Source organism: Streptomyces sp. cmx-4-9, from assembly GCF_046548835.1.
In the GTDB taxonomy this organism is placed as follows: domain Bacteria; phylum Actinomycetota; class Actinomycetes; order Streptomycetales; family Streptomycetaceae; genus Streptomyces.
Window position 1 is genome coordinate 373,773 of sequence record NZ_JAEBEE010000009.1, and the last position, 21,177, is coordinate 394,949.

A 21,177-nucleotide genomic window follows, 5' to 3' on the forward strand; every position below is an offset into this window, starting at 1 on the left:
GGGCCCCATATGTCTCGGACGATCAGCCCGGGCGTGGTGAACACGAGGACGTGGGAGAATGAAGTACGTGCGTTTCCTCGGCTGCCCTGTCAGCCATCAAGAAGGATCCTTCGACCGACTGGGATGTCTAGCACGTGCGTTTCCTCAATGACCTGAAGCCGCCGTACGACCTGACGTACGACGATGTGTTCATGGTGCCGAGCCGCTCCGCGGTCGGTTCCCGGCAGGCCGTGGACCTCACCTCGCCCGACGGCACCGGCACCACCATTCCCCTCGTGGTCGCGAACATGACCGCCATCGCCGGCCGCCGCATGGCCGAGACCGTGGCCCGCCGCGGCGGCATCGTGGTGATCCCGCAGGACATCCCGATCGAGGTCGTCACCGACGTCATCTCCTGGGTGAAGACCCGCCACCTCGTGCTCGACACGCCGATCACGCTGGCGCCCACCCAGACCGTCGCCGACGCGCTGTCCCTACTGCCCAAGCGCGCCCACGGCGCCGGAGTCGTCGTCGACGGCGAGGGCCGCCCCGTCGGCGTCGTCACCGACCACGACCTGACCGGTGTGGACCGCTTCACCCAGCTCTCCGAGGTCATGTCGAAGGAGCTGCTGCTCATCGACGCCGACATCGACCCCCGCGAGGCCTTCACCAAGCTCGACGCCGGCCACCGCAAGCTGGCCCCGGCCGTCGACCGGGACGGACGCCTCGTCGGCATCCTCACCCGCAAGGCCGCCCTGCGCGCGACCCTGTACACCCCGGCCACCGACGCCCAGGGCAAGCTGCGCATCGCCGCTGCCGTCGGCATCAACGGCGACTTCGTGGAGAAGGCCAAGCAGCTGCTCGACGCGGGCGTGGACACGCTCGTCATCGACACGGCGCACGGCCACCAGGAGTCGATGATCAATGCGATCAAGGCCGTCCGCGCGCTGGACCCGCAGGTGCCGATCGTCGCGGGCAACATCGTGGCCGCCGACGGGGTCAAGGACCTCATCGACGCCGGTGCGGACATCATCAAGGTCGGTGTCGGCCCCGGCGCCATGTGCACCACCCGCATGATGACCGGCGTGGGCCGCCCGCAGTTCTCCGCGGTGCTGGAGTGCGCGGCCGAGGCGAAGAAGTACGGCAAGCACGTATGGGCCGACGGCGGCGTCCGCCACCCCCGCGACGTGGCGATGGCGCTGGCCGCCGGCGCCTCCAACGTCATGATCGGCTCCTGGTTCGCCGGGACGTACGAGTCCCCGGGCGACCTCCAGCAGTCTGCCGACGGGCGCTTCTACAAGGAGTCCTTCGGCATGGCCTCCGCCCGCGCGGTCCGCAACCGCACCTCGGAGGAGTCCGCCTACGACCGCGCCCGCAAGGCGCTGTTCGAGGAGGGCATCTCCACCTCGCGGATGTTCCTCGACCCGACCCGGCCGGGCGTCGAGGACCTGATCGACTCGATCATCGCGGGCGTCCGCTCCTCCTGCACCTATGCCGGTGCCGGCTCCCTCGCGGAGTTCGAGGAGAAGGCCGTCGTGGGCATCCAGTCCGCCGCCGGCTACGCCGAGGGCAAGCCGCTGCACGCCAGCTGGAGCTAGTTCCCGCTCGCGGATCCGGGATCCCGCGGCGCCGGCTCACCCCCGGCCCGCGAATCCACTGCGGACCGTCCACCCGTGGCCCCGGCCGTCCCCCGCGGACGACCGGGGCCACGGGTGCATCCGCTCAGGCCGCGCCGCGGGCCTCGCGCCACTGCCGTACGGCCTCCTCCACGTCGATGCGCCCGCGACCCAGCGGCGGCCCCGGCGGCGGCCGGAGCAGCGCCGCGGCGATCTTCTCGTCGACCGGCTCCAGCAGAGCCCGTACGGCCCGCTCCGACGGCGCCGCGGCCACCGCGGCCAGCGCGTCCTCGGCCTCCTTGCGCAGGGCCAGGGCCGGCGGGAGCATCGCGGTCATGTTCTCGGAGGCCATCTTCCTGCGGATCCACCACAGCTCGTCGTACGGCTGGTCCAGCTCCGACAGCGGCTTGCCGAAACCGGGCAGCTCGGCGAAGGCCCCCCGCTGCTCGGCCTCGCGGATCTGCCGGTCCGTCCAGGACTCGAAGCTGATCCCGGGGGGTTTGCGCTCCGTCACGTGACCACTTCCCTTGGCTCGTGGAAGGCCGGTTCTCCACCCGGTCAACGCACGGCGCACGCCCGCAGTGCCCGGATGCCTGCAGTGACCGCCCGCAGTGCCCGGACGCCCCGGTCAGGGACCGGGAAGCGGGGGCGGCGGGGGCGCGCTGTGCACGCCCGCCCGGAACTTGGGGATCCGCACGGTCACCTTCATACCGGCGCCGAGCCCCGTCTCGATCACCAGCCCGTAGTCGTCCCCGTACACCTGCCGGACCCGGTCGTCGACGTTCGGCAGCCCGATGCCGGAGGAGGACCCGCCGCGCTCCCCGGCCAGGATCCGGCGCAGCACGGCCGGATCCATCCCCACCCCGTTGTCCTCCACGGTGATCACCGCCTCCGCGCCGGCGTCCTGCGCCGAGATGATGATCCGGCACACGGCGGTGGAGTCCTCCAGCCCGTGCTTGACGGCGTTCTCCACCAGCGGCTGCAGGCACAGGAAGGGCAGCGCCACCGGAAGCACCTCCGGCGCCACCTGCAGGGTCACCTTCAGCCGCTCCCCGAACCGGGCCCCGGCCAGCGCCAGGTACTGCTCGATGGAGCGCAACTCCTCGGCCAGCGTGGTGAACTCGCCGTGCCTGCGGAACGAGTACCGGGTGAAGTCCGCGAACTCCAGCAGCAGGTCCCGGGCCCGCTCCGGGTCCGTCCGGACGAACGAGGCGATCGCCGCGAGGGAGTTGAAGATGAAGTGCGGGGAGATCTGCGCACGCAGCGCCTTGATCTCCGCCTCCATCAGCCGGGTCCGCGACCGGTCCAGCTCCGACAGCTCCAGCTGCACGGACACCCACCGCGCGACCTCGGTCGCCGCCCGCACGAGGACCGCCGACTCCCGCGACCCGTACGCCACCAGCGCACCCAGCACCCCGTCCTCCCCGGTGAGCGGGGCCACCACCGCCCACTTCAGCGGACACTCGGGCCGCTGGCAGTCCGTGCGCACGCTCGCGCTGCGCCCCGACTCCAGCATCATCGACACCCGCACCATGGCCCGCCGCTCGTGGTGGTCGGCGCCGGGGCCGTCCCACGCCAGCACCGACTCCCGGTCGGTGAGACACAGCGCGTCCGTGCCCAGCAGCGACCGCAGCCGCTTCGCCGCCTTGCGCGCGGCGTCCTCGGTCAGCCCGGCCCGCAGCGGGGGAGCGGCCAGCGAGGCGGTGTGCAGGGTGTGGAAGGTGGCCCGCTCCACCGGGGTGCCCAGGTCCAGCCCGGCCGCCCGCTCACCGCGCCGGGCGTGCCGGCGGCCCGCCGCCCACCCGGCGCCCAGCAGCAACGCCGCGCCGGCCACCGCCGCCAGGGCGAGCAGGGCCCCGCTCACCGGGCCCCCGCCCCGCGGTCCACGGCCACGTCCTCCGGCAGGTGCAGCCGGGCCAGCGTCGCCGCCGTCCCGGCCGGAATCCGCGACCGGGTGGCCAGCGACACCAGGACCATCGTGAGGAAGCCCAGCGGCACCGACCACGCGGCGGGCCAGGCCAGCAGGGTGTTCACCCAGCCCGCGGGCGCCAGCCCCGCCCGCGTCGCCAGGACGGCGCTCAGCGCCGCCCCGCCGCCGGCCACCAGCCCGGCCACCGCACCCGGCGGAGTCAGCCCCCGCCACCAGATGCCCAGCACCAGCAGCGGGCAGAACGACGAGGCCGACACGGCGAAGGCCAGCCCCACCGCGTCCGCGACCGGCACATCGCGGGCCGCCACGCTCCCGGCCAGCGGGACGAGGACCGCCACCAGCACCGCGAGCCGGAAGCTGCGCACCCCGCGGGCCCGCAGCACGTCCTGGTGGAGCACCCCCGCCACCGCCATGGTCAGCCCCGAGGCCGTCGACAGGAACGCGGCGAAGGCGCCCCCCGCCAGCAGGGCCCCCAGCAGCTCCCCGAGCAGCCCGCCGATCATCCGCTCGGGCAGCACCAGCACCGCCGCGTCCGCGTCCTCGGTGAGGGAGAGCTCGGGTGCGTAGATCCGGCCCAGCGCCCCGTACAGCGGGGGAAGCAGGTAGAAGACCCCGACCAGCCCGAGCACCACCAGGGTGGTGCGCCGCGCGGCCCGCCCGTTCGGGCTGGTGTAGAAGCGCACCGCGACGTGGGGCAGGCCCATGGTGCCGAGGAACGTGGCGAGGATCAGCCCGTACGTCGCGTACAGCCGGTGCTCCCGGTGGCTCCCCGACAGCGGCGAGGACCAGCTGGACACGGCGGCGCCCGCCTCGGCCCTGCTCTGCGGCACGGGCGTGCCCGGGTCGAACTCCATCCGGGTTCCGGCCCGTACGGAGTGCTGACCGGCGGCGAGGGTCAGCGGAGCGGCCTGGTGGGCCCGCCCGTCCACCTGCCCGGTGACCGTCAGTGCGAGCGGCTCCGCCACCGACAGGCGCACGTCCTCGGCGAGGGTGACGGCGGTGTGCTCGCGGAAGACCGCGGGGGCGTCGAAGGTGGCGCGCGGCGCGCCGTCCCCCGCCCAGGCGGCAAGCAGGAAGAAGGCCGGGACCAGCAGCGCGGCCAGCTTCAGCCAGTACTGGAAGGCCTGCACGAAGGTGATGCTGCGCATCCCGCCCGCGGCCACGGCCGCACTGACGACGGAGGCGACGACCACCCCGCCGACCCAGTGCGGGGCGCCCGTCAGGATCTCCAGGGTCAGGCCCGCGCCCTGCAACTGCGGCAGCAGGTACAGCCAGCCGACCCCGACCACGAACAGGACCGCCATCCGCCGCACGGCCTGCGACTCCAGGCGGCCCTCGGCGAAGTCGGGCAGCGTGTACGCCCCCGAGCGGCGCAGCGGAGCCGCCACGAGGACGAGGAGCACCAGGTAGCCCGCGGTGTAGCCCACCGGGTACCAGAGCATCTCGGGCCCTTGCAGCAGCACCAGCCCCGCGACGCCGAGGAAGGAGGCCGCCGAGAGGTACTCCCCGCTGATGGCCGCCGCGTTCAGCCGCGGGCCGACGGTCCGCGAGGCGACGTAGAAGTCGGAGGTGGTCCGGGATATCCGCAGTCCGAGCGCCCCGACCAGGACCGTGACCAGCACGACCACGGTGACCGCGGTCAGCGCGTACGTCTGGTTCACCGATCGGTCCTTCAGCAGGTGCGGGGCGGGGTGACCGGAGTCTATGCACGCCCCGCACCGGGCGACAGGGGCGATCCGGCCGGGCGCCGCGGGCGGGCGGGCACGGGCCGGCTCAGAGCGCCGGGTCGCGGTGCTCCGCGCAGTCGCGCAGGGCGATCTCCAGCTCCACGTAGGACTCCTCCGCGCGGCGGAAGGCCAGCGTCAGCGCGGCCTCGGCCCGGGGCGGCACCTGCCGGCGGGTCCCCTCGCCGGCCTCGTACAGCACGTCGGCCCAGCGGGCGGCAGCGCTGCGCAGCGCTGCCACCAGCGCTTCCGCCTCGGCGGGGCCGGCCGGCCGGGTGCGGGGCAGTCCGGTCAGGGTGTCGAGCAGCGCCTGGATCTCGGACATCACGCTCCTCCCGCGCCGGAAGATCCACGATAGGCGGGGGCGTGTGGGCGGCGGGCCGCCCGGCCCGCCCGTGCGGCCGAAAGGCCCGGCGGATCGCCGTACGCCCTTCCCGGAGCGACGAACGGCCGGGCCGGCACGCCGGACGGTCGGCCGCGGCCCGGACGGCGCCCCTCAGCCGGTGGCCTGACGCATCAGCAGGTCCCGCAGCTCGCGTGCGTGCCGGCGGCTGACCTGGAGTTCGGCGGAGCCCACGCGGACGGTGGTGGTGCCGGCGTCGAGCCGGAGCTCGTCGATGCGGCCCAGGGCGACGAGGTGGCGCCGGTGGATCCGGACGAACCCGCGGGCCGCCCAGCGCTCCTCCAGCGTGGACAGCGGTATCCGCACCAGGTGGCTGCCCTCGTCGGTGTGGAGCCGGGCGTAGTCCCCCTGCGCCTCGACGTAGGCGATGTCGGCGATCGCCACGAACCGGGTCACGCCGCCCAGTTCGACGGCGATCTGGTCCGGGGCGCGGTCGGCGGCGCCGCCCTCGGCGGCGGGCCGGCGGGCCGCCGGCACGGCGGCCCCGGCCTCCCCGGCGGCGGGCGCACCCTCCGCGGGGCGGTCCAGCAGGGCGCAGGCCCGCCGTACCGCCTCGGCCAGCCGCTCCGGGCGTACGGGTTTGAGGACGTAGTCCACGGCCTTGAGGTCGAAGGCCTGCACCGCGAAGCCCTCATGGGCGGTGACGAACACGATCAGCGGCGGCCGTGCGAAGCCGGCCAGCAGCCGGGCGATGTCCAGGCCGGTCAGCCCGGCCATGTGGATGTCGAGGAAGACCACGTCGATGCCGTCGGCGCCGTCCGGGCCGGTCTCCAGCGCCCGGGTGATGCGGCGCAGGGCGCCGGTCGCGTCCGAGGCGCCCTCGGCGCTGTGCACCCGTGGGTCGGAGCGCAGCAGGTAGAGAAGCTCCTCAAGGAGCGGCTCCTCGTCGTCGACGGCCAGCACGCGCAGCATGCAGCCGAGTCTAGTGCGGCGACCGGAAGGGTGTGCCGGGCGCCGCCGCCCGGGAACGTGCCGCCCGGGCCCGGGCGGCACGGTGCGCGGCCCCCGTGGGGGGATGACGGGGGCCGCGCGGTCCGGGATGCGTGGGGGGAGGGGGTGGCCACGGGTGGGGGCCGGGGGCGGCTACGGGGCGGTGATCAGCTTGCCGTCGGGGGAGACCGCGTACCAGGTGCCGCCGACGCCCTGGCCGTTGACGTCGCCCGGCTTCTTGTCGCCCGTGAAGGTGTACACCGGCCAGCAGTCCACGGTCTGCTGCCTGTCTCCGTCGGGCCGGTCCAGCACCAGGTAGTTCCGCTCGGTGATCCCCCGGGCGTCGGCCTTGTCCACGGGCGGCACGGCCGGCCACTTCGCCAGGCAGTCGCCGGTGCACTTGGACACCATCGGCCACGCGGTGTCCGGCTTGAACCGGTACACCGTCATGCCCTTGCCGTCGACGATGTGCTCGCCCAGCTTCGGGTCCTTCGCCACGGACAGCGCCGCGCCCCCGCCCGCCTGGGCGGCCCCGCCGGGAGCGGCCCCGCCGGGGGCCGCGGGGGCCGCGGGAGCCGCGGGGGCGTCCGCGGCGGCCTTGGCCGCCTTCTTGCCGTCGGGCGCGAAGGCGAACCAGGTGCCGCCGACACCCTGGCCGTTGGTCTCGCCCGCCTTGGTGTCCTTGCTGAACCGGTACACCGGCCAGCCGGCCACGGTGAGCTGCCGGGAGCCGTCGCCGCGCACGACCTCGCCCAGCAGCGCCGGGTCCGTGCCCTCGGCGGCCGTCGCGTCGCCCGCGGGCACCACCGGCCAGGTCTTCGCGCAGTCCCCCTCGCAGGCCGACTTCGGAGGCTGGGCGGTGTCCTTGTCGAAGCGGTACAGCGTGAGCCCGGCGCTGTCGGTCAGGATCGGTCCGAGCTTCCCGTCGGCGGCGACGGCGAGCGGGCCGGCGGGCGCCGCAGCCGCTGCCGCGGCCGTGTCGGAGGGCGCGTCGTAGCCCTGGGAGGAGGCGGCCCCGGCCGGCTGGGCCGTGCCGGCCGCCTTGTCCTGCGCCGGGCCGCAGGCGGTCGCCGCCAGGGCGACCGCCATCGCGACCGCGGCAAGGGTGGTTCCGCGCTTCATGCCCATCTGATCTCTCCCACGGGTGGTGTCTTCCTCGCCGTCGCCGGGCGGCGGCATCTGTGCCCAGGACACGCCCCGGTGGGCGGAATGCGTTCAGGGAGATCCGGAGAATCCGGTGTGGGCTCTTTCACTCACCCCGTGCCGAACCCGGCCCGCCGCAGGGCCGTGGCCACAGCGAGGCCGAGCACCTGGTGTCCGGCGTCGTTCGGATGCAGGCCGTCCGCCAGGTGTTCGGGACCCAGCAGATCGCGGCCCGGGAGCACGGCGAGGCGCTCGTCCCCGGCGGCGATGCGGTCCCGGGCGGCACGCTCCATCGCGTCGCGCAGGGCCCCGAGGGTGGCGCCGAGCCGGTTGGGGGTGCGCTCGGCGTCGGGCCGCAGGACGGGGGAGAGGAGCAGCAGCGGGGTCCTCGGGTGTCCCTGCCGGACGAGTTCGAGGAAGGCGCGGGTGGTTTCGTACAGCAGTGGTGCCGAATAGGGCACCCGGGACCAGCAGTTGGTGCCGAAGGCCAGGGTCAGGGCATCGGCGGGCAGGCCCGCGAGCTGTTCGGCGGTGGCCAGTTCCCCGCGGGCGGCGCCCGCATAGCCGAGGTTCACGGTGTCCCAGCCCAGCGCGCGCCCGGTGACCGCGGGCCAGCCGTGTGCCGGACGGGTGGACCACCAGCCCTCGGTGATGGAATCGCCGTGCACCACCCAGCGCGGGGCGGGCGGGGCGGGGGAGAGGGTCCCGCCGATCCCGCGCAGGCCGAGGACGACCGGGGACTGGGTCTCCGGCGGGTAGACGGTGAAGGGGCCGCGGCCGCCGCCCAGTGCGATGCGTACGACGGACTCCGCGGCCGGTTCGGTGAACACCTCCTCGACCATCCCGTGCCGGTCCCACAGGGCGAATCCGTGCGCCAGGTCGCGCAGGGCGTCGGTGGGGCCGGGCACGGCCCCGCGGTAGCGGATCTCCACCGCCTCCGCCGCATCGGTGGTGAACTCCAGCCGCACCCCGATGGGCAGGGTGGCGCGCTCGCCGGTGTCCCAGGGCAGCCGCATGGTGTCGGCCGGGTCGGCCCGGACGGGACGTCCCTCGTCCAGCCATGCCACACCCCGCAGGAACGGTCCCGGGTCCAGCCAGGGCTCGTCAGGGCTCGGTCGTCTCACTCTTCGCCTCCGCTCGTCGGCTGCGCCCGACGGTGCGGCGCCCCCTCGTGGACCTCGTACCCCGTGGGGGCCCGTTCCACCTGCTCGTACGGCACGTTCCGACAGATCTGACGAGGTGTCAACAACGGTGCTCCGGGTCGCTCACGCAGTGATCGATCATCCGCGCGCAACAAAGGACCATCTGGGACAGATCCGCGCAACGATCGTGCGGCAATGTGCAAGGATGGTGCATTACGGGCGGTATCACTCAGCTCGTAGGCTCACTCGCTGTACGTGGAGTGGCGCGGATCGCCTGCTCGGCGGTCCCCCGTGTCCAGGCAGGCTCCCGCCTGCCTGCTCCTGCTCCGGACCGCTGCGGTCGACGCCTGACAGTCCCCATCCGCAGTGAAGAAGGAGTCCCCTCGTGCTCGACCACGGCCAGGCGCCACCCGTCACCGGCGAGCCCCGCCGGCCCGCCCACCCGCTGCTCCGCCGCAAGCCGGTCGAGCAGATGGTGGCCGAGGGCGGCCAGGGCGAGGGCGGCTCGCTGCGCCGCTCGCTCACCATGTGGCAGCTGACCATGATCAGCATCGGCGCGACCCTGGGCACCGGCATCTTCGTCGTCCTCGGCACGGCCGCCCCCAAGGCCGGCCCCGCCGTGACGATCTCCTTCGTCATCGCGGGCCTGACCGCCCTCTTCTCCGCCCTGTCCTACGCGGAGCTGGCCGGGTCCGTCCCCGTCTCCGGGTCCTCGTACTCGTACGCGTACGCCACCATGGGCGAGCTCATCGCCTGGATCTGCGGCTGGTGCCTGGTCCTGGAGTACGGCGTCTCCGTCGCGGCGGTCGCCGTCGGCTGGGGCGAGTACCTCAACGAACTCCTCGACGGCACCCTCGGCATCACCATCCCCGACGCGGTCTCGCACCCGGCCGGCGACGGCGGCTTCATCAACCTGCCCGCCCTGGTTGTCGTGCTGCTCGCCATGGTCTTCCTGATGCGCGGCGCCAAGGAGAGCGCCCGGATCAACTCGGCCATGGTCGCCGTGAAGATCGTCACCCTGCTGCTCTTCATCGGCATCGGCTTCATGGGCATCAAGGCCGGCAACTACGCCCCCCTCGCCCCCCTCGGCATCACCGGCATCAGCGCCGGCGCGGCCACCCTCTTCTTCTCCTACATCGGCTTCGACGCCGCCTCCACCGCCGGTGAGGAAGCCCAGAACCCCAAGCGCGACCTGCCGCGCGCGATCATGCTCTCGCTGCTGATCGTCACCGTGCTCTACGTCCTCGTCGCCTTCGTCGCCGTCGGTGCGATGCCCTGGCAGGACTTCGAGGGCACCGAGGCCGCGCTCGCCCAGATCATGACCGACGTCTCCGGCCACTCCTTCTGGGGCGTCGTCCTCGCCGCCGGCGCCGTCGTCGCCATCGCCTCGGTGGTCTTCGCCGTCCTCTACGGCCAGACCCGCATCCTGTTCGCCATGTCCCGCGACGGCCTCGTCCCCAAGGTCTTCGCCAAGGTCCACCCGAAGACCGGCGCCCCCCGCGCCAACGTGGTGCTCGTCTCCCTCTTCTGCGGAGTCCTCGCGGCCTTCATCCCGCTGGGCAAGCTCGCCGACGCCACCAGCATCGGCACCCTCTTCGCCTTCGGCCTCGTCAACGTCGCCGTCGTCATCCTGCGCCGCACCCGCCCGGACATGCCGCGCACCTTCAAGGTCGCCCTCTTCCCGGTCACGCCCATCCTGGGCCTGCTCGCCTGCGGCTACATGATGTTCAGCCTGGACACCGCCACCTGGATCGTCTTCGGTGGCTGGATGGCCGCAGGCCTCGTGGTCTACTTCCTGTACGGCATCCGCCGCTCCCGACTGGCCACGGCAGAGAAGTGATCCACCCGCAGTGCGACTGAACGATCTCGACGAACGCATCGTGCACGCCCTCGCCGAGGACGCCCGCCGTTCCTACGCGGACATCGGCTCCGAGGTCGGACTCTCCGCCCCCGCCGTCAAACGCCGCGTGGACCGGCTGCGGGCCGAAGGCGCCATCACCGGCTTCACGGTCCGTGTGGACCCCGCCGCGATGGGCTGGGAGACCGAGGGCTTCATCGAGATCTACTGCCGCCACAACACCTCGCCGGACGACATCCGGCGAGGCCTGGAGCGGTACCCCGAGGTGGTGTCCGCGTCGACCGTCACCGGCGACGCGGACGCCCTCGTCCAGATCTTCGCCTCCGACATGCGCCACTTCGAGCGCGTCCTGGAACGGATCGCGGGGGAGCCCTTCGTGGAGCGCACCAAGTCGGTGCTGGTCCTCTCCCCGCTGCTGCGCCGCTTCACCTCGGGCGCCCCGGCGTAGACCGCCCGCCTGCCGGACCCCCGCGCGGCTCCACGCGAGCGGCGAGACGGGCGAGGGCGATACCGGGGACGCGATACGGGGCAGTGCAGGGCAGCACCCGAGCGGTGCGGCGGGCCGGGCCGAGAGCGGCCGCGGGCTGCCGGGCGAGCTCAGCGGCGGGCGGAGGCCATGGCCCGGGCCGGTTCGGCCGGGGCCGGAAGCGAGCGGCGCTCCTCCTCCGTCAGGCCGCCCCAGACTCCGAAGCTCTCCTGGGTCCGCAACGCGTGCTCCAGGCACTCCCTGCGCACCGGGCACCCCGCACAGACCCGCTTCGCGGCGGCGTCACGTTCCTCGCGGTCCTCGCCCCGCTCGCCGGCCGGATGGAAGAACCGGCCCGTTCCCAGTTGCCTGCAGGCCGCTCGCGTCTGCCACTGCCAGGAGGCGTGCGTGGCTCCGGGCAGGCGTGAGACGTCGGTCATGGCAGTTCCCTCCCGTGGGGTCGTCCGTCGTACAAAGGCAGGCCCGTCCTACTCGCCCTGCGCCCTTGTCTTCGTCCTGCCCTGGCGCGTGTGACCGCCCCCCGGGTCTTGAAACCCGGCGCGGGGGAGGCGTCTTGCGGACCGGACCGGACCGGACCGGCCCGGTCCGATCCGCGAGAACCGTCTACGGGGCCGGCGGCCGCACCCCGAAGAAGGACGGGCGGCGGCGCAGTCGGAAGCCCATCGACTCGTACAGCCGGACGGCGCCCGCGTTCTCCGCGGCCGCGTGCAGGAACGGCTGGTCGCCGCGCTCCCGGATCGCCGCGACCACGGCCCGCGTCAGCAGGGCGCCCAGTCCCCGGCCGCGATGGCCCGGGTGCGTGCACACGGCGCTGATCTCCGACCAGCCCGCCGGCCGCATCCGCTCACCGGCCATCGCGACGAGCCGCCCCTCGTGCCGGATCCCGAGGTAGGTGCCGAGTTCGACGGTCCGCTCGCGGAAGGGGCCCGGCTTCGCCAGCGCGACGAGCTCCAGCATCTCCGGTACGTCGGCGGGCCCCAGCGGCACCGCCTGCGCCGAGGCCCGCCCCCGTACGTCCCGACCGTCGAGCTGGACGCCCGGCAGGGACACCACGGTCTCCCATCCCTCGGGCGGCCCCGACAGCCCCGTCACCAACAGCAGCCCGCCGGGCTCGGCCAGCGCGGCCAGGTCCGCCCAGGCCCGCGGATCCGCGGGGTCGTGCAGGGCCGCCAGCGGGGAGACGTCCCCGGGGTAGCGGACGGCCAGGCCCGCGGGCCCGGTCACGGCGAAGCCGCGGTGCGGGCCGGTCAGTGCGGCCCAGGCGGGATGGTCGAGCACCCCGGTGCCGGGGCCGCCGTTCTCGGACGTCATGACTGCTCCACTCCTCTCCTGTCCGGCCGCCTCCCGCCTACGGCGCAGTGGCGGATCCGGGCGCACAAAGCCTTCACCGCCGTCTTGACGGCCCCGGGCGCCGCCACGAGACTGCGGGGGGACGGACACGAGGCACAGCGCCCGCCGCGGGAAGGGTAACCACCGCGGGGGCCGCCGAGCACGGACGGGGGACGGGGCCGGTGGCGACAGCCTGGACGGCGGGCACGGGGGCGCAGACCCTCCGCCGCTGGTGGCTGACCCGGCGCCTGCACATCGACCTCCTGCGCGTGTGCAGCGCCTTCGGCGCGCGCGGCTGACGTCTGCCCGTCCCCACGGCACGGCCGAGCAGGCCGCCTCCCCACGGGACCGCAGGCGCGTTCCCGTGCCCCCGCACCCCGCCTGCCCGTGAGCCGCACCCCGGCGCCCCCGCATCGGGGAGCCGTCGCCCGCCACGGCCCGCATCGCCGAGCAGCAGCCGCCGTACGACGTGCCCTGCCCTGACCTGCCCCGCTATGCCCTGCCCGCCCGCCCCGTCGTGCCCGCCTGCCCCGCTCAGCCCGCCCGCCCGCACCGCCATCCGCAGCCCGCGAGGAGAGCCATGTCCCAGACCACGCAGACCCCGCAGCCCACCCTGACCGGCCGGCCCGGCCGTACCGCCCAGGCCACCCGGTCCCTGTGCGCCGCCCGGCCCGGCACCGCCGCCGCCACGGCCCCGGCCCTGCGCGGCCGCCTCGGCACCGGCTTCTCCCCGGTGCCCCACCGCTACCACCTCTACCTCTCCGCCGGCTGTCCGCGCTCCTTCCGCGTCCTCACCAGCCGCGCCCTGCTCGACCTCAAGGGCAGCGTCGCCACCACCGTCCTCGGTCCCGACGCCGGCGCCCCCGAGGACACGGCCGCGTACGCCGCCCTGCGCCGCGCCTACGAGGCTGCCGGACACCACTTCGACGGTCCGCTGACCGTCCCCGCACTCTGCGACACCTGGAGCGGCCGGGTCGTGTCCAACCACACGCCCGACATCCTGGAGGACCTGCGGCTGCTCGCCGCCCATCCGGCGTTCCGGGCGGCCTCGTAGACTTCCCCGGGGCAGGGGCCAGGGGCTCCCGAGCGGCCTGCGCAACGAATCGCCGCTCCGGACCCCGAACACGCAACGGATCGATGCGCGGAGCACAACGCTCACGGCTTGTCTCCGTCGAACGCGCAAACGTACCGTTTGAGGACACCCCCGCCCCTCCTGCCACAGAGGTACGTCCATGCCGCCGCTGCGCACTGCCCTCCTCCAGAGCTCCGGAAGGCTCGGCGACACCGCCGAGAACCTCAAGGCGCTCGACGAGGCCGCGGCGCGCGCCGCGCAGAGCGGTGCCGGGCTCCTCGTGACCTCGGAGATGTTCCTCACCGGCTACGCCCTGGAGGTCGAGGAGATCGCGGCGCTCGCCGAACCCGCCGACGGCATGTCGGCCCGGGCCGTCGGCGAGATCGCCCGCCGCCACGGCGTCGCCGTCCTGTACGGCTACCCCGAGCGCGCGGACGGCGCCGTCTTCAACGCGGCGCAGCTCATCGGCCCCGACGGCGCCCCGCTGGCGAACTACCGCAAGACCCACCTCTTCGGCGGCTTCGAGCAGGAGGCCTTCGCCTCCGGCGACACCCCCGTCGTCCAGGCGGACCTGAACGGCCTCCGGGTCGGCATCATGATCTGCTACGACGTGGAGTTCCCCGAGAACGTCCGGGCGCACGCGCTCGCCGGCACCGACCTCCTCCTGGTGCCGACCGCGCAGATGCACCCCTTCCAGTTCGTCGCCGAACAGCTCGTCCCCGTACGGGCCTTCGAGAACCAGATGTACATCGCGTACGTCAACCGCACCGGCCCGGAAGGCGCGTTCGAGTTCGTCGGGCTCAGCTGCCTGGCGAGTCCCGACGGGACCACCCGCACCCGGGCCGGCCGCGGCGAGGAGCTGGTGTTCGGCGAGGCCGACCCCGAGCTGCTGGCAGCGTCCCGCGAGACCAATCCGTACCTGCGCGACCGCCGCCCCGGGCTCTACGCCTCCCTCGTCTGAGACCCCTCTTCCCCCCCGCCCCGCCTGCTCTGCCGCAAGGAGACGTACCGCCATGACGTCCACGGTGCCCACCACCGCCGTCCCGCACAGCGACGGACAGCCGCCGATCACCATGTTCGGCCCGGACTTCCCGTACGCCTACGACGACTTCCTTGCCCACCCGGCGGGCCTGGGCCAGATACCGGCGACCGAGCACGGCACGGAGGTCGCCGTGATCGGCGGCGGCCTGTCCGGCATCATCTCCGCGTACGAGCTGATGAAGATGGGCCTCAAGCCCGTCGTCTACGAGGCCGACCAGATCGGCGGGCGGCTGCGCACCGTCGGCTTCGAGGGCGCCGGTACCGAGGAGCTGACCGCGGAGATGGGCGCGATGCGCTTCCCGCCGTCCTCCACGGCCCTCCAGCACTACATCGACCTCGTCGGCCTGGCCACCGAGCCCTTCCCGAACCCGCTCGCGGAGGCCACCCCCTCCACGGTCGTGGACCTCAAGGGCGAGACGCACTACGCCGAGACCATCGCCGACCTCCCGCAGGTCTACCGCGACGTCGCCGCCGCGTGGAACGCGTGCCTCGACGAGGGCGCCGACTTCTCCGACATGAACACGGCGATGCGCGAGCGGGACGTCCCGCGCATCCGCGAGATCTGGGCGAAGCTCGTCGAGAAGCTCGACGACGAGACCTTCTACGGGTTCCTCTGCAAGTCCGAGGCCTTCCAGTCCTTCCGCAAGCGCGAGATCTTCGGGCAGGTCGGTTTCGGCACCGGCGGCTGGGACACCGACTTCCCGAACTCGATCCTGGAAATCCTGCGCGTCGTCTACACCGAGGCCGACGACCACCACCGCGGCATCGTGGGCGGCTCGCAGCAGCTCCCGCTGCGGCTGTGGGAGCGCGAGCCCGAGAAGATCCTGCACTGGGCGCAGGGCACCTCGCTGTCCTCGCTGCACGCAGGCGCGCCGCGGCCGGCCGTGACCCGGCTGCACCGCACCGCGGGCAACCGCATCACGGTCACCGACTCCACGGGCGACATCCGCACCTACCGCGCGGCGATCTTCACCGCCCAGTCCTGGATGCTCCTGTCCAAGATCGAGTGCGACGACACGCTGTTCCCGATCGACCACTGGACGGCGATCGAGCGCACCCACTACATGGAGTCCAGCAAGCTCTTCGTGCCCGTCGACCGGCCGTTCTGGCTCGACAAGGACGAGGAGACCGGCCGGGACGTCATGTCGATGACCCTGACCGACCGGATGACCCGCGGCACCTACCTGCTGGACAACGGCCCGGACAAGCCCGCCGTCATCTGCCTCTCGTACACCTGGTGCGACGACAGCCTCAAGTGGCTGCCGCTGTCCGCGAACGAGCGGATGGAGGTCATGCTGAAGTCGCTGGGCGAGATCTACCCGAAGGTCGACATCCGCCGCCACGTCATCGGCAACCCGGTGACCGTGTCCTGGGAGAACGAGCCCTACTTCATGGGCGCCTTCAAGGCCAACCTCCCCGGCCACTACCGCTACCAGCGCCGCCTGTTCACGCACTTCATGCAGGACCGCCTCCCCGAGGACAAGCGCGGCATCTTCCTCGCGGGCGACGACATCTCCTGGACCGCGGGCTGGGCCGAGGGCGCCGTGCAGACCGCCCTGAACGCGGTGTGGGGCGTCATGCACCACCTGGGCGGTTCGACCGACTCCACCAACCCGGGCCCGGGCGACCTCTACGAGGACATCGCCCCGGTTGAGCTGCCGGAGGACTGACCTCCCGGCATCCCCCCGACACGGGCCGCCCCCGCGCACACCGCGCGGCGGCGGCCCGTTCCCATGCCCGCCGGAGACCAGCCGGCAGCGGCCCGGTCCGGCTACCCCGCCCGCCAGGCGACGGCCGTCTGCCGGACGGGTTCCGCCGGGGGCCCCGGGGGCCCGAGGTGCCCCCGGGTGCCGTATCCGCCGGGCAGGACCGTCGGCGTCAGCAGGCAGCGGCCGACGAGGCCGACGCTCGCGTCCAGGGACTCGCGGAACTCCTCGGCCAGTTCGGGGGTGCGGCGCAGCGTCCACAGCAGCCGCGCCGACGCCCAGGCGCCCGCGCGGGCGCGGTCCAGGCTCCACGAGCCGAGCAGGTGCGTCAGCGGGTCGGCGATCTCCAGAAGGTCGGGGCCCGGCATCAGCTCCTCGCGGATGTGCTCCTCCAGCGCGACCAGGGTGTCGCCGACCCGGTCGAAATCCGCCTCCAGGGAAGCCGGTTCGCAGTCCAGCGCCCGGCAGGTGGAGACCACCGCCAGCGCGAGGTCATGGCCGATGTGCGCGTTGATCCCGGCCAGGGCGTACTGCAGCGGCCGGACGCCGGGGTGGCGCCGGTACTGGAGCAGCGGGCGCCAGCAGGCCGGGGCCCGGTCGGCCTCCACGGCCGCCAGGTACCGCTCCGCGAAGCGCACGCTGAGGGTCCGGGCGGTCCGTGGCGCGGGGAAGTCCCCCCGCTCGATCCGGCGGTGCAGGGTCCGGGTCACCGTCAGGTACACCCGGTTGAAGACGGCGACGCCGTCCTGCGGCGGCAGCCGCTCGTCCAGGGCGCGCATCCGCGCCAGCACCGCTTCCATGGGAGGCAGCGTCGCAGGCGCCGCCGGGGATCCGGGGAACTTGGCCGTGGGCTTCCCCGGTTCGGGCGAAACCGCGTCAACCGCGCTTGTCCTGCGGCCCCTCGTCGTCGTAGGCCGAGGTGCCCGCGTCCAGCAGCGGTTGCTGCTTGAGGTGCGCGGGGGCGAGGCGGCGCAGCGCGTGGTAGCCCGCGATCACCACGATCGTGCCCAGGGCGATGCCGCCGAGCTCGAAACTGTCGGTGATGCGCAGCGTGACCCCGCCGATGCCGATGATGATGCCCGCCGCAGCCGGTACCAGGTTCAGCGGATTGCGCAGGTCCACGCCGCCGTTGATCCAGATCTGGGCGCCGAGCAGGCCGATCATGCCGTACAGGATGACGGTGATCCCGCCGAGCACCCCGCCGGGGATGGCGGCCACGACCGCCCCGAACTTGGGGCACAGGCCGAAGAGCAGGGCGAAGGCGGCCGCGGCCCAGTAGGCCGCGGTGGAGTAGACGCGGGTGGCGGCCATGACGCCGATGTTCTCGGAGTACGTGGTGTTGGGCGGTCCGCCGACCGCGGTGGAGAGCATCGACGCGGCGCCGTCGGCGGCGATCGCGGTGCCCAGCTTGTCGTCGAGGGGGTCGCCGGTCATCTCGCCGACGGCCTTGATGTGCCCGGCGTTCTCCGCGATCAGCGCGATGACCACCGGCAGCGCGATCAGGATCGCCGACCACTCGAAGGCCGGGGCGTGGAAGGAGGGCAGCCCGACCCAGTCGGCCCGGGCCACTCCGGACAGGTCCAGTCTCCAGTGGTCCACGGCCTCGGGCCCGCCCGCCGGCGAGTGGATCCTGCCGAGGGTGAGGTCGAGGATCCAGGAGAGCCCGTACCCGAACAGCAGGCCGAGGAAGATCGCGATCCGTGACCAGAACCCTCGCAGGCAGACCACGGCGAACCCGGTGAAGGCCATGGTCGCCAGGGCCGTCCACTGGTCCTGCGGCCAGTACGTCGAAGCGGTCACCGGGGCGAGGTTGAACCCGATGAGCATCACCACGGCGCCGGTCACCACGGGCGGCATCGCCGCGTGGATGATCCGCGCCCCGAAGCGCCGGACGGCCAGGCCGGCCAGGAACAGCGCCGCCCCGACGACGAAGACGGCGCCGGTCACCACGGCGCTGTCGCCGCCGGAGGCCCGGATCGCCGCGGCCACGCCCACGAAGGAGAGGGAGCAGCCCAGGTAGGAGGGGACCCGCCCGCGGGTCGCGAGGAGGAAGATCACGGTCGCGACACCGGACATCATGATGGCCAGGTTCGGGTCCAGCCCCATCAGGACCGGGGCGACGAAGCTCGCGCCGAACATGGCCACCACGTGCTGGGCTCCCAGCCCCGCGGTCCGCGGCCACGACAGCCGCTCCTCCGGCCGGACCACCGCGCCGGGAGCGGGGGTCCGCCCGTCTCCGTGCACGGTCCAGCGCACGCCGAGGCCCATGTTCCACTCCGTTTCTCCGGCTGATCACCCATCGCAGCCGCTGCACGGGTGGTGCCGCCGCGGCCAGCGATATATTACGGCCGGATTTCGGCAGGTTCGTCCCGGTTGGCCGGACCGGCCTCCCCCGAAGACTGCCCCACCGCAGGCCTCGGCCGCAGCACCGCCGCCCCCACCACCAGGGCGAAGGCCAGCAGGGTGACCAGGCCGAAGGAGACCACCAGCGAGCTCGCGTCGGCCACCGCCCCGATCGCCGACGGGGCGATCAGACCCGAGGTGTACGTGATCGTCGCGACCCCGGCGATGGCCTGCGCCGGGGCCGGACCGCTGCGCGCCGCCGCCGCGAAGGCCAGCGGGACCACCACCGCGATCCCCAGCCCGATCAGCCCGAAGCCCGCCAGGGCTGCCGCGGGCTCCCGGACCGCGACCACGAGCAGCCCGCCCGCCGTCGCCAGCACGCCGCCCACCCGGACCGTGCGCACCGCCCCGAACCGGTCCACCACCCAGTCCCCGACGAGCCGGGCGACCGCCATGGTGAGCGCGAACGCCGTGGTCGAGGCGGCCGCCAGACCGGCGTCGGTGTGCAGCACGTCCCGGAGGTAGACCCCGGACCAGTCCAGGCTCGCGCCCTCCGCGAACACCGCCGCGAAGCCTATGGCGCCGATCAGCAGGGCCGACTTCGGCGGCAGCGCGAAATGCGGCGGCGCCTGCGCGTCCTCGGCGCTCTTCAGGTCCAGCACCCCCTGTACGGCGGCCAGTCCGGCCGCGGTCAGGACCAGCGCGGCGACGAGGTGGTGCAGCCGGGCGTCCGCCCCGCCGTGCGCGGCGACCGTGCCGGCGGCGGAACCGAGCAGGGCGCCCACGCTCCACATGCCGTGCAGCGAGGACATGACGGAGCGGCCGAGCCGGTTCTCGGTCTCCACGCCCAGCGCGTTCATCGCCACGTCCGACATGCCCGCGGCGGCCCCGTACAGGAAGAGCGCACCGCACAGGACGGGGAGGTTCGGGGCGAGGCTCGGCAGGACCAGGGCCAGGGTCCACATCGCCAGCAGGCCCCGCAGGGCCGTGCGGGCGCCGAAACGGTGGTTGACCCGTCCGGCCAGGGGCATCGACAGCGCGGCCCCGAGGGCGGGGAACGCGAGGGCGAGCCCCAGGGTGCCGGGGGTCAGGTGCGCGTGCTCCTGGATCCAGGGGATGCGGGTGGCGAAGGAGCCGGTGACGGCGCCGTGGGCGCAGAAGACGGCGGCGATCGCGAAACGGGCGCGGCGCAGCCGCGCCGGGCTGAAGTCGGTGTCCCCGGTCATGGCCCATAAATTATCAGGAACCCTGCCTGATGGTTAGGGGCCCGGCCTCCCTAAGATGGCGCCGTGACTCCTGCCAAGGCCCTCACCCCCGCCGCTCCGGCCCCCGCCTCACCGAGCACGGCCCGGGCGATCAACGACCGCCTCGCCCTGCGCCTCCTCCAGGAGTCCGGCCCGCTGACCGCCGCCGAGCTCAAGACGCGGACCGGACTCTCCCGGCCCTCCGTCGCCGACCTCGTCGAGCGGCTCACCGGGGCCGGGCTGATCGAGGTCGTCGGCGAGTCCGGCGAACAGCGGCGCGGCCCCAACGCCCGGGTCTACGGCATCGTCGCCCGCCGGGCCCACCTCGCCGCCCTCGACGTCCGCACGGACAGCGTCACCGCCGTGGTCACCGACCTCCTGGGCCGGACCCTGGCCCAGGCCGACCTGCCCGCCGGCGCCCCCGCCGACGCCGTCGCGGCCCTGCTGCACACCGCCCGCACTGCGGGCGCGGACTCCCTGCACACCGTCGTCGTCGGCGCCCCCGGCCTGGTCGCCCCCGGCACCGGCGAACTCCGCGACACCACCGGCCTGCCCGCCTGGCACCGGGACCTGGTCGCCGCGCTCCAGCGCAGCCTGCCCGCGGAGGTGGCCGTCGAGAACGAGACCAACCTGGCCGCCCTCGCCGAACAGCGCCTCGGCGCGGCCCGCGACCTCGACTCCTTCGTCCTGCTCTGGCTCGGCGCGGGGGTGGGGGCAGCCGTCGTCCTCGACGGCCGGCTGCGCCGGGGCGCCTCCGGCGGCGCCGGCGAGATCGGCTTCCTCCCGGTCCCCGGCACCGGCGGGCTGCCCTCCGCCACCGACTGCGGGGGCGGGTTCCACGCCCTCGCCGGCCGGGACGCCGTGACGGCCCTGGCCCGGCTGCACGGTTTCGACGGCCCCGTGGAGCAGGCGGTGTCCGGGGCGGCGGGGGAGCCCTTCCTCGACGCCCTCGCGGAGCGCCTCGCGCTGGGCGCGGCCGCCGTCGCGGCGGTCCTGGACCCGGGCTGCGTGGTGCTGGGCGGCGAACTCGGCCTCGCCGGCGGCCCGTTGCTGGCCGCCCGGGTGGCCGGCAGGCTGGCGGCGCTGACCCCGCTCCCGACGGAGGTCCGCGCCACCGTCCTCGGCGGCGCGGCCGTCCTGGCGGGAGCCCGCCTGGCCGCCCGCGAATCGGCCCAGGAAGCCCTGTTCGGGGGGTAGGCCCAAGGCCGGCCGCAGCCCGCCGCGGCGGGC

At 74.1% G+C, this 21,177-nt stretch carries 19 protein-coding genes; 7 read left to right on the forward strand and 12 right to left on the reverse strand.

The window, feature by feature from the left end; genetic code table 11:
- Positions 1-134 precede the first annotated feature (134 nt).
- The gene (locus tag ACLJTM_RS28310) at positions 135-1,577 is read left to right on the forward strand and encodes a GuaB1 family IMP dehydrogenase-related protein (protein ID WP_411106558.1); all 1,443 of its coding nucleotides are present in this window, start codon (positions 135-137) and stop codon (positions 1,575-1,577) included.
- A gap of 124 nt (positions 1,578-1,701) precedes the next feature.
- Here the strand turns inward: ACLJTM_RS28310 and ACLJTM_RS28315 are convergent, their stop codons facing one another.
- From ACLJTM_RS28315 to ACLJTM_RS28345, 7 genes are all read right to left on the reverse strand, one after another.
- Positions 1,702-2,109, reverse strand: a complete 408-nt coding sequence (locus ACLJTM_RS28315) for a DUF1992 domain-containing protein (protein WP_411106559.1) — start codon at positions 2,107-2,109, stop codon at positions 1,702-1,704.
- A gap of 114 nt (positions 2,110-2,223) precedes the next feature.
- Positions 2,224-3,459, reverse strand: coding sequence for a histidine kinase (locus ACLJTM_RS28320; RefSeq protein WP_411106560.1), 1,236 nt, complete (start codon positions 3,457-3,459; stop codon positions 2,224-2,226).
- Entirely contained in the window at positions 3,456-5,186 is a 1,731-nt protein-coding gene (locus tag ACLJTM_RS28325) for a cation acetate symporter (protein ID WP_411106561.1), read from the reverse strand. The genes ACLJTM_RS28320 and ACLJTM_RS28325 overlap by 4 nt, the downstream gene beginning before the upstream one ends.
- 112 nt (positions 5,187-5,298) lie before the next feature.
- Positions 5,299-5,574, reverse strand: coding sequence for a hypothetical protein (locus ACLJTM_RS28330; protein ID WP_411106562.1), 276 nt, complete (start codon positions 5,572-5,574; stop codon positions 5,299-5,301).
- A 171-nt stretch (positions 5,575-5,745) separates the two neighbouring features.
- A complete protein-coding gene (locus tag ACLJTM_RS28335; protein WP_411106563.1) occupies positions 5,746-6,564 on the reverse strand; it encodes a LytR/AlgR family response regulator transcription factor in 819 nt (272 codons plus the stop codon).
- 171 nt (positions 6,565-6,735) lie between these two features.
- Positions 6,736-7,710 carry an SCO0930 family lipoprotein gene (locus ACLJTM_RS28340; RefSeq protein ID WP_411106564.1) on the reverse strand — a complete coding sequence of 325 codons (975 nt, stop codon included), beginning with the start codon at positions 7,708-7,710 and terminating at the stop codon, positions 6,736-6,738.
- A 125-nt stretch (positions 7,711-7,835) separates the two neighbouring features.
- Complete coding sequence (locus ACLJTM_RS28345) at positions 7,836-8,849, reverse strand: GDSL-type esterase/lipase family protein (RefSeq protein ID WP_411106565.1); 1,014 nt, start codon at positions 8,847-8,849, stop codon at positions 7,836-7,838.
- A gap of 403 nt (positions 8,850-9,252) precedes the next feature.
- Between ACLJTM_RS28345 and ACLJTM_RS28350 the strand changes: the two genes are divergently transcribed.
- Both ACLJTM_RS28350 and ACLJTM_RS28355 read left to right on the forward strand, forming a co-directional pair.
- Positions 9,253-10,707, forward strand: a complete 1,455-nt coding sequence (locus ACLJTM_RS28350) for an amino acid permease (RefSeq protein ID WP_411106566.1) — start codon at positions 9,253-9,255, stop codon at positions 10,705-10,707.
- Positions 10,708-10,717: 10 nt separating this feature from the next.
- Positions 10,718-11,173: an Lrp/AsnC family transcriptional regulator gene (locus tag ACLJTM_RS28355; RefSeq protein WP_030027017.1), complete on the forward strand. Its 456-nt coding sequence runs from the start codon at positions 10,718-10,720 to the stop codon at positions 11,171-11,173.
- 149 nt (positions 11,174-11,322) lie between these two features.
- Here ACLJTM_RS28355 and ACLJTM_RS28360 read toward each other — a convergent pair whose 3' ends face one another.
- Positions 11,323-11,631, reverse strand: coding sequence for a WhiB family transcriptional regulator (locus tag ACLJTM_RS28360; protein ID WP_411106567.1), 309 nt, complete (start codon positions 11,629-11,631; stop codon positions 11,323-11,325).
- A gap of 184 nt (positions 11,632-11,815) precedes the next feature.
- Positions 11,816-12,523 (reverse strand): GNAT family N-acetyltransferase, encoded by a 708-nt coding sequence (locus tag ACLJTM_RS28365; protein WP_411106568.1) that lies wholly within the window; start codon positions 12,521-12,523, stop codon positions 11,816-11,818.
- A 598-nt stretch (positions 12,524-13,121) separates the two neighbouring features.
- Between ACLJTM_RS28365 and ACLJTM_RS28370 the strand changes: the two genes are divergently transcribed.
- The 3 genes from ACLJTM_RS28370 to ACLJTM_RS28380 all read left to right on the forward strand — a co-directional run bounded on the left by ACLJTM_RS28370 (position 13,122) and on the right by ACLJTM_RS28380 (position 16,324).
- A complete protein-coding gene (locus tag ACLJTM_RS28370) occupies positions 13,122-13,595 on the forward strand; it encodes a hypothetical protein (protein WP_411106569.1) in 474 nt (157 codons plus the stop codon).
- A gap of 178 nt (positions 13,596-13,773) precedes the next feature.
- Entirely contained in the window at positions 13,774-14,574 is an 801-nt protein-coding gene (locus ACLJTM_RS28375; RefSeq protein ID WP_411106570.1) for a carbon-nitrogen hydrolase family protein, read from the forward strand.
- 52 nt (positions 14,575-14,626) lie between these two features.
- Positions 14,627-16,324 (forward strand): flavin monoamine oxidase family protein, encoded by a 1,698-nt coding sequence (locus tag ACLJTM_RS28380; protein WP_411106571.1) that lies wholly within the window; start codon positions 14,627-14,629, stop codon positions 16,322-16,324.
- 101 nt (positions 16,325-16,425) lie between these two features.
- On the opposite strand, the gene ACLJTM_RS28385 is transcribed toward ACLJTM_RS28380, so the two are convergent.
- From ACLJTM_RS28385 to ACLJTM_RS28395, 3 genes are all read right to left on the reverse strand, one after another.
- Positions 16,426-17,160 (reverse strand): DUF5995 family protein, encoded by a 735-nt coding sequence (locus ACLJTM_RS28385; RefSeq protein ID WP_411106572.1) that lies wholly within the window; start codon positions 17,158-17,160, stop codon positions 16,426-16,428.
- 76 nt (positions 17,161-17,236) lie between these two features.
- A complete protein-coding gene (locus tag ACLJTM_RS28390) occupies positions 17,237-18,628 on the reverse strand; it encodes a uracil-xanthine permease family protein (protein ID WP_411106573.1) in 1,392 nt (463 codons plus the stop codon).
- Positions 18,629-18,702: 74 nt separating this feature from the next.
- Positions 18,703-19,929 (reverse strand): MFS transporter, encoded by a 1,227-nt coding sequence (locus ACLJTM_RS28395; RefSeq protein ID WP_411106574.1) that lies wholly within the window; start codon positions 19,927-19,929, stop codon positions 18,703-18,705.
- A 63-nt stretch (positions 19,930-19,992) separates the two neighbouring features.
- Between ACLJTM_RS28395 and ACLJTM_RS28400 the strand changes: the two genes are divergently transcribed.
- The gene (locus tag ACLJTM_RS28400) at positions 19,993-21,144 is read left to right on the forward strand and encodes an ROK family transcriptional regulator (protein WP_411106575.1); all 1,152 of its coding nucleotides are present in this window, start codon (positions 19,993-19,995) and stop codon (positions 21,142-21,144) included.
- Positions 21,145-21,177 lie beyond the last annotated feature (33 nt).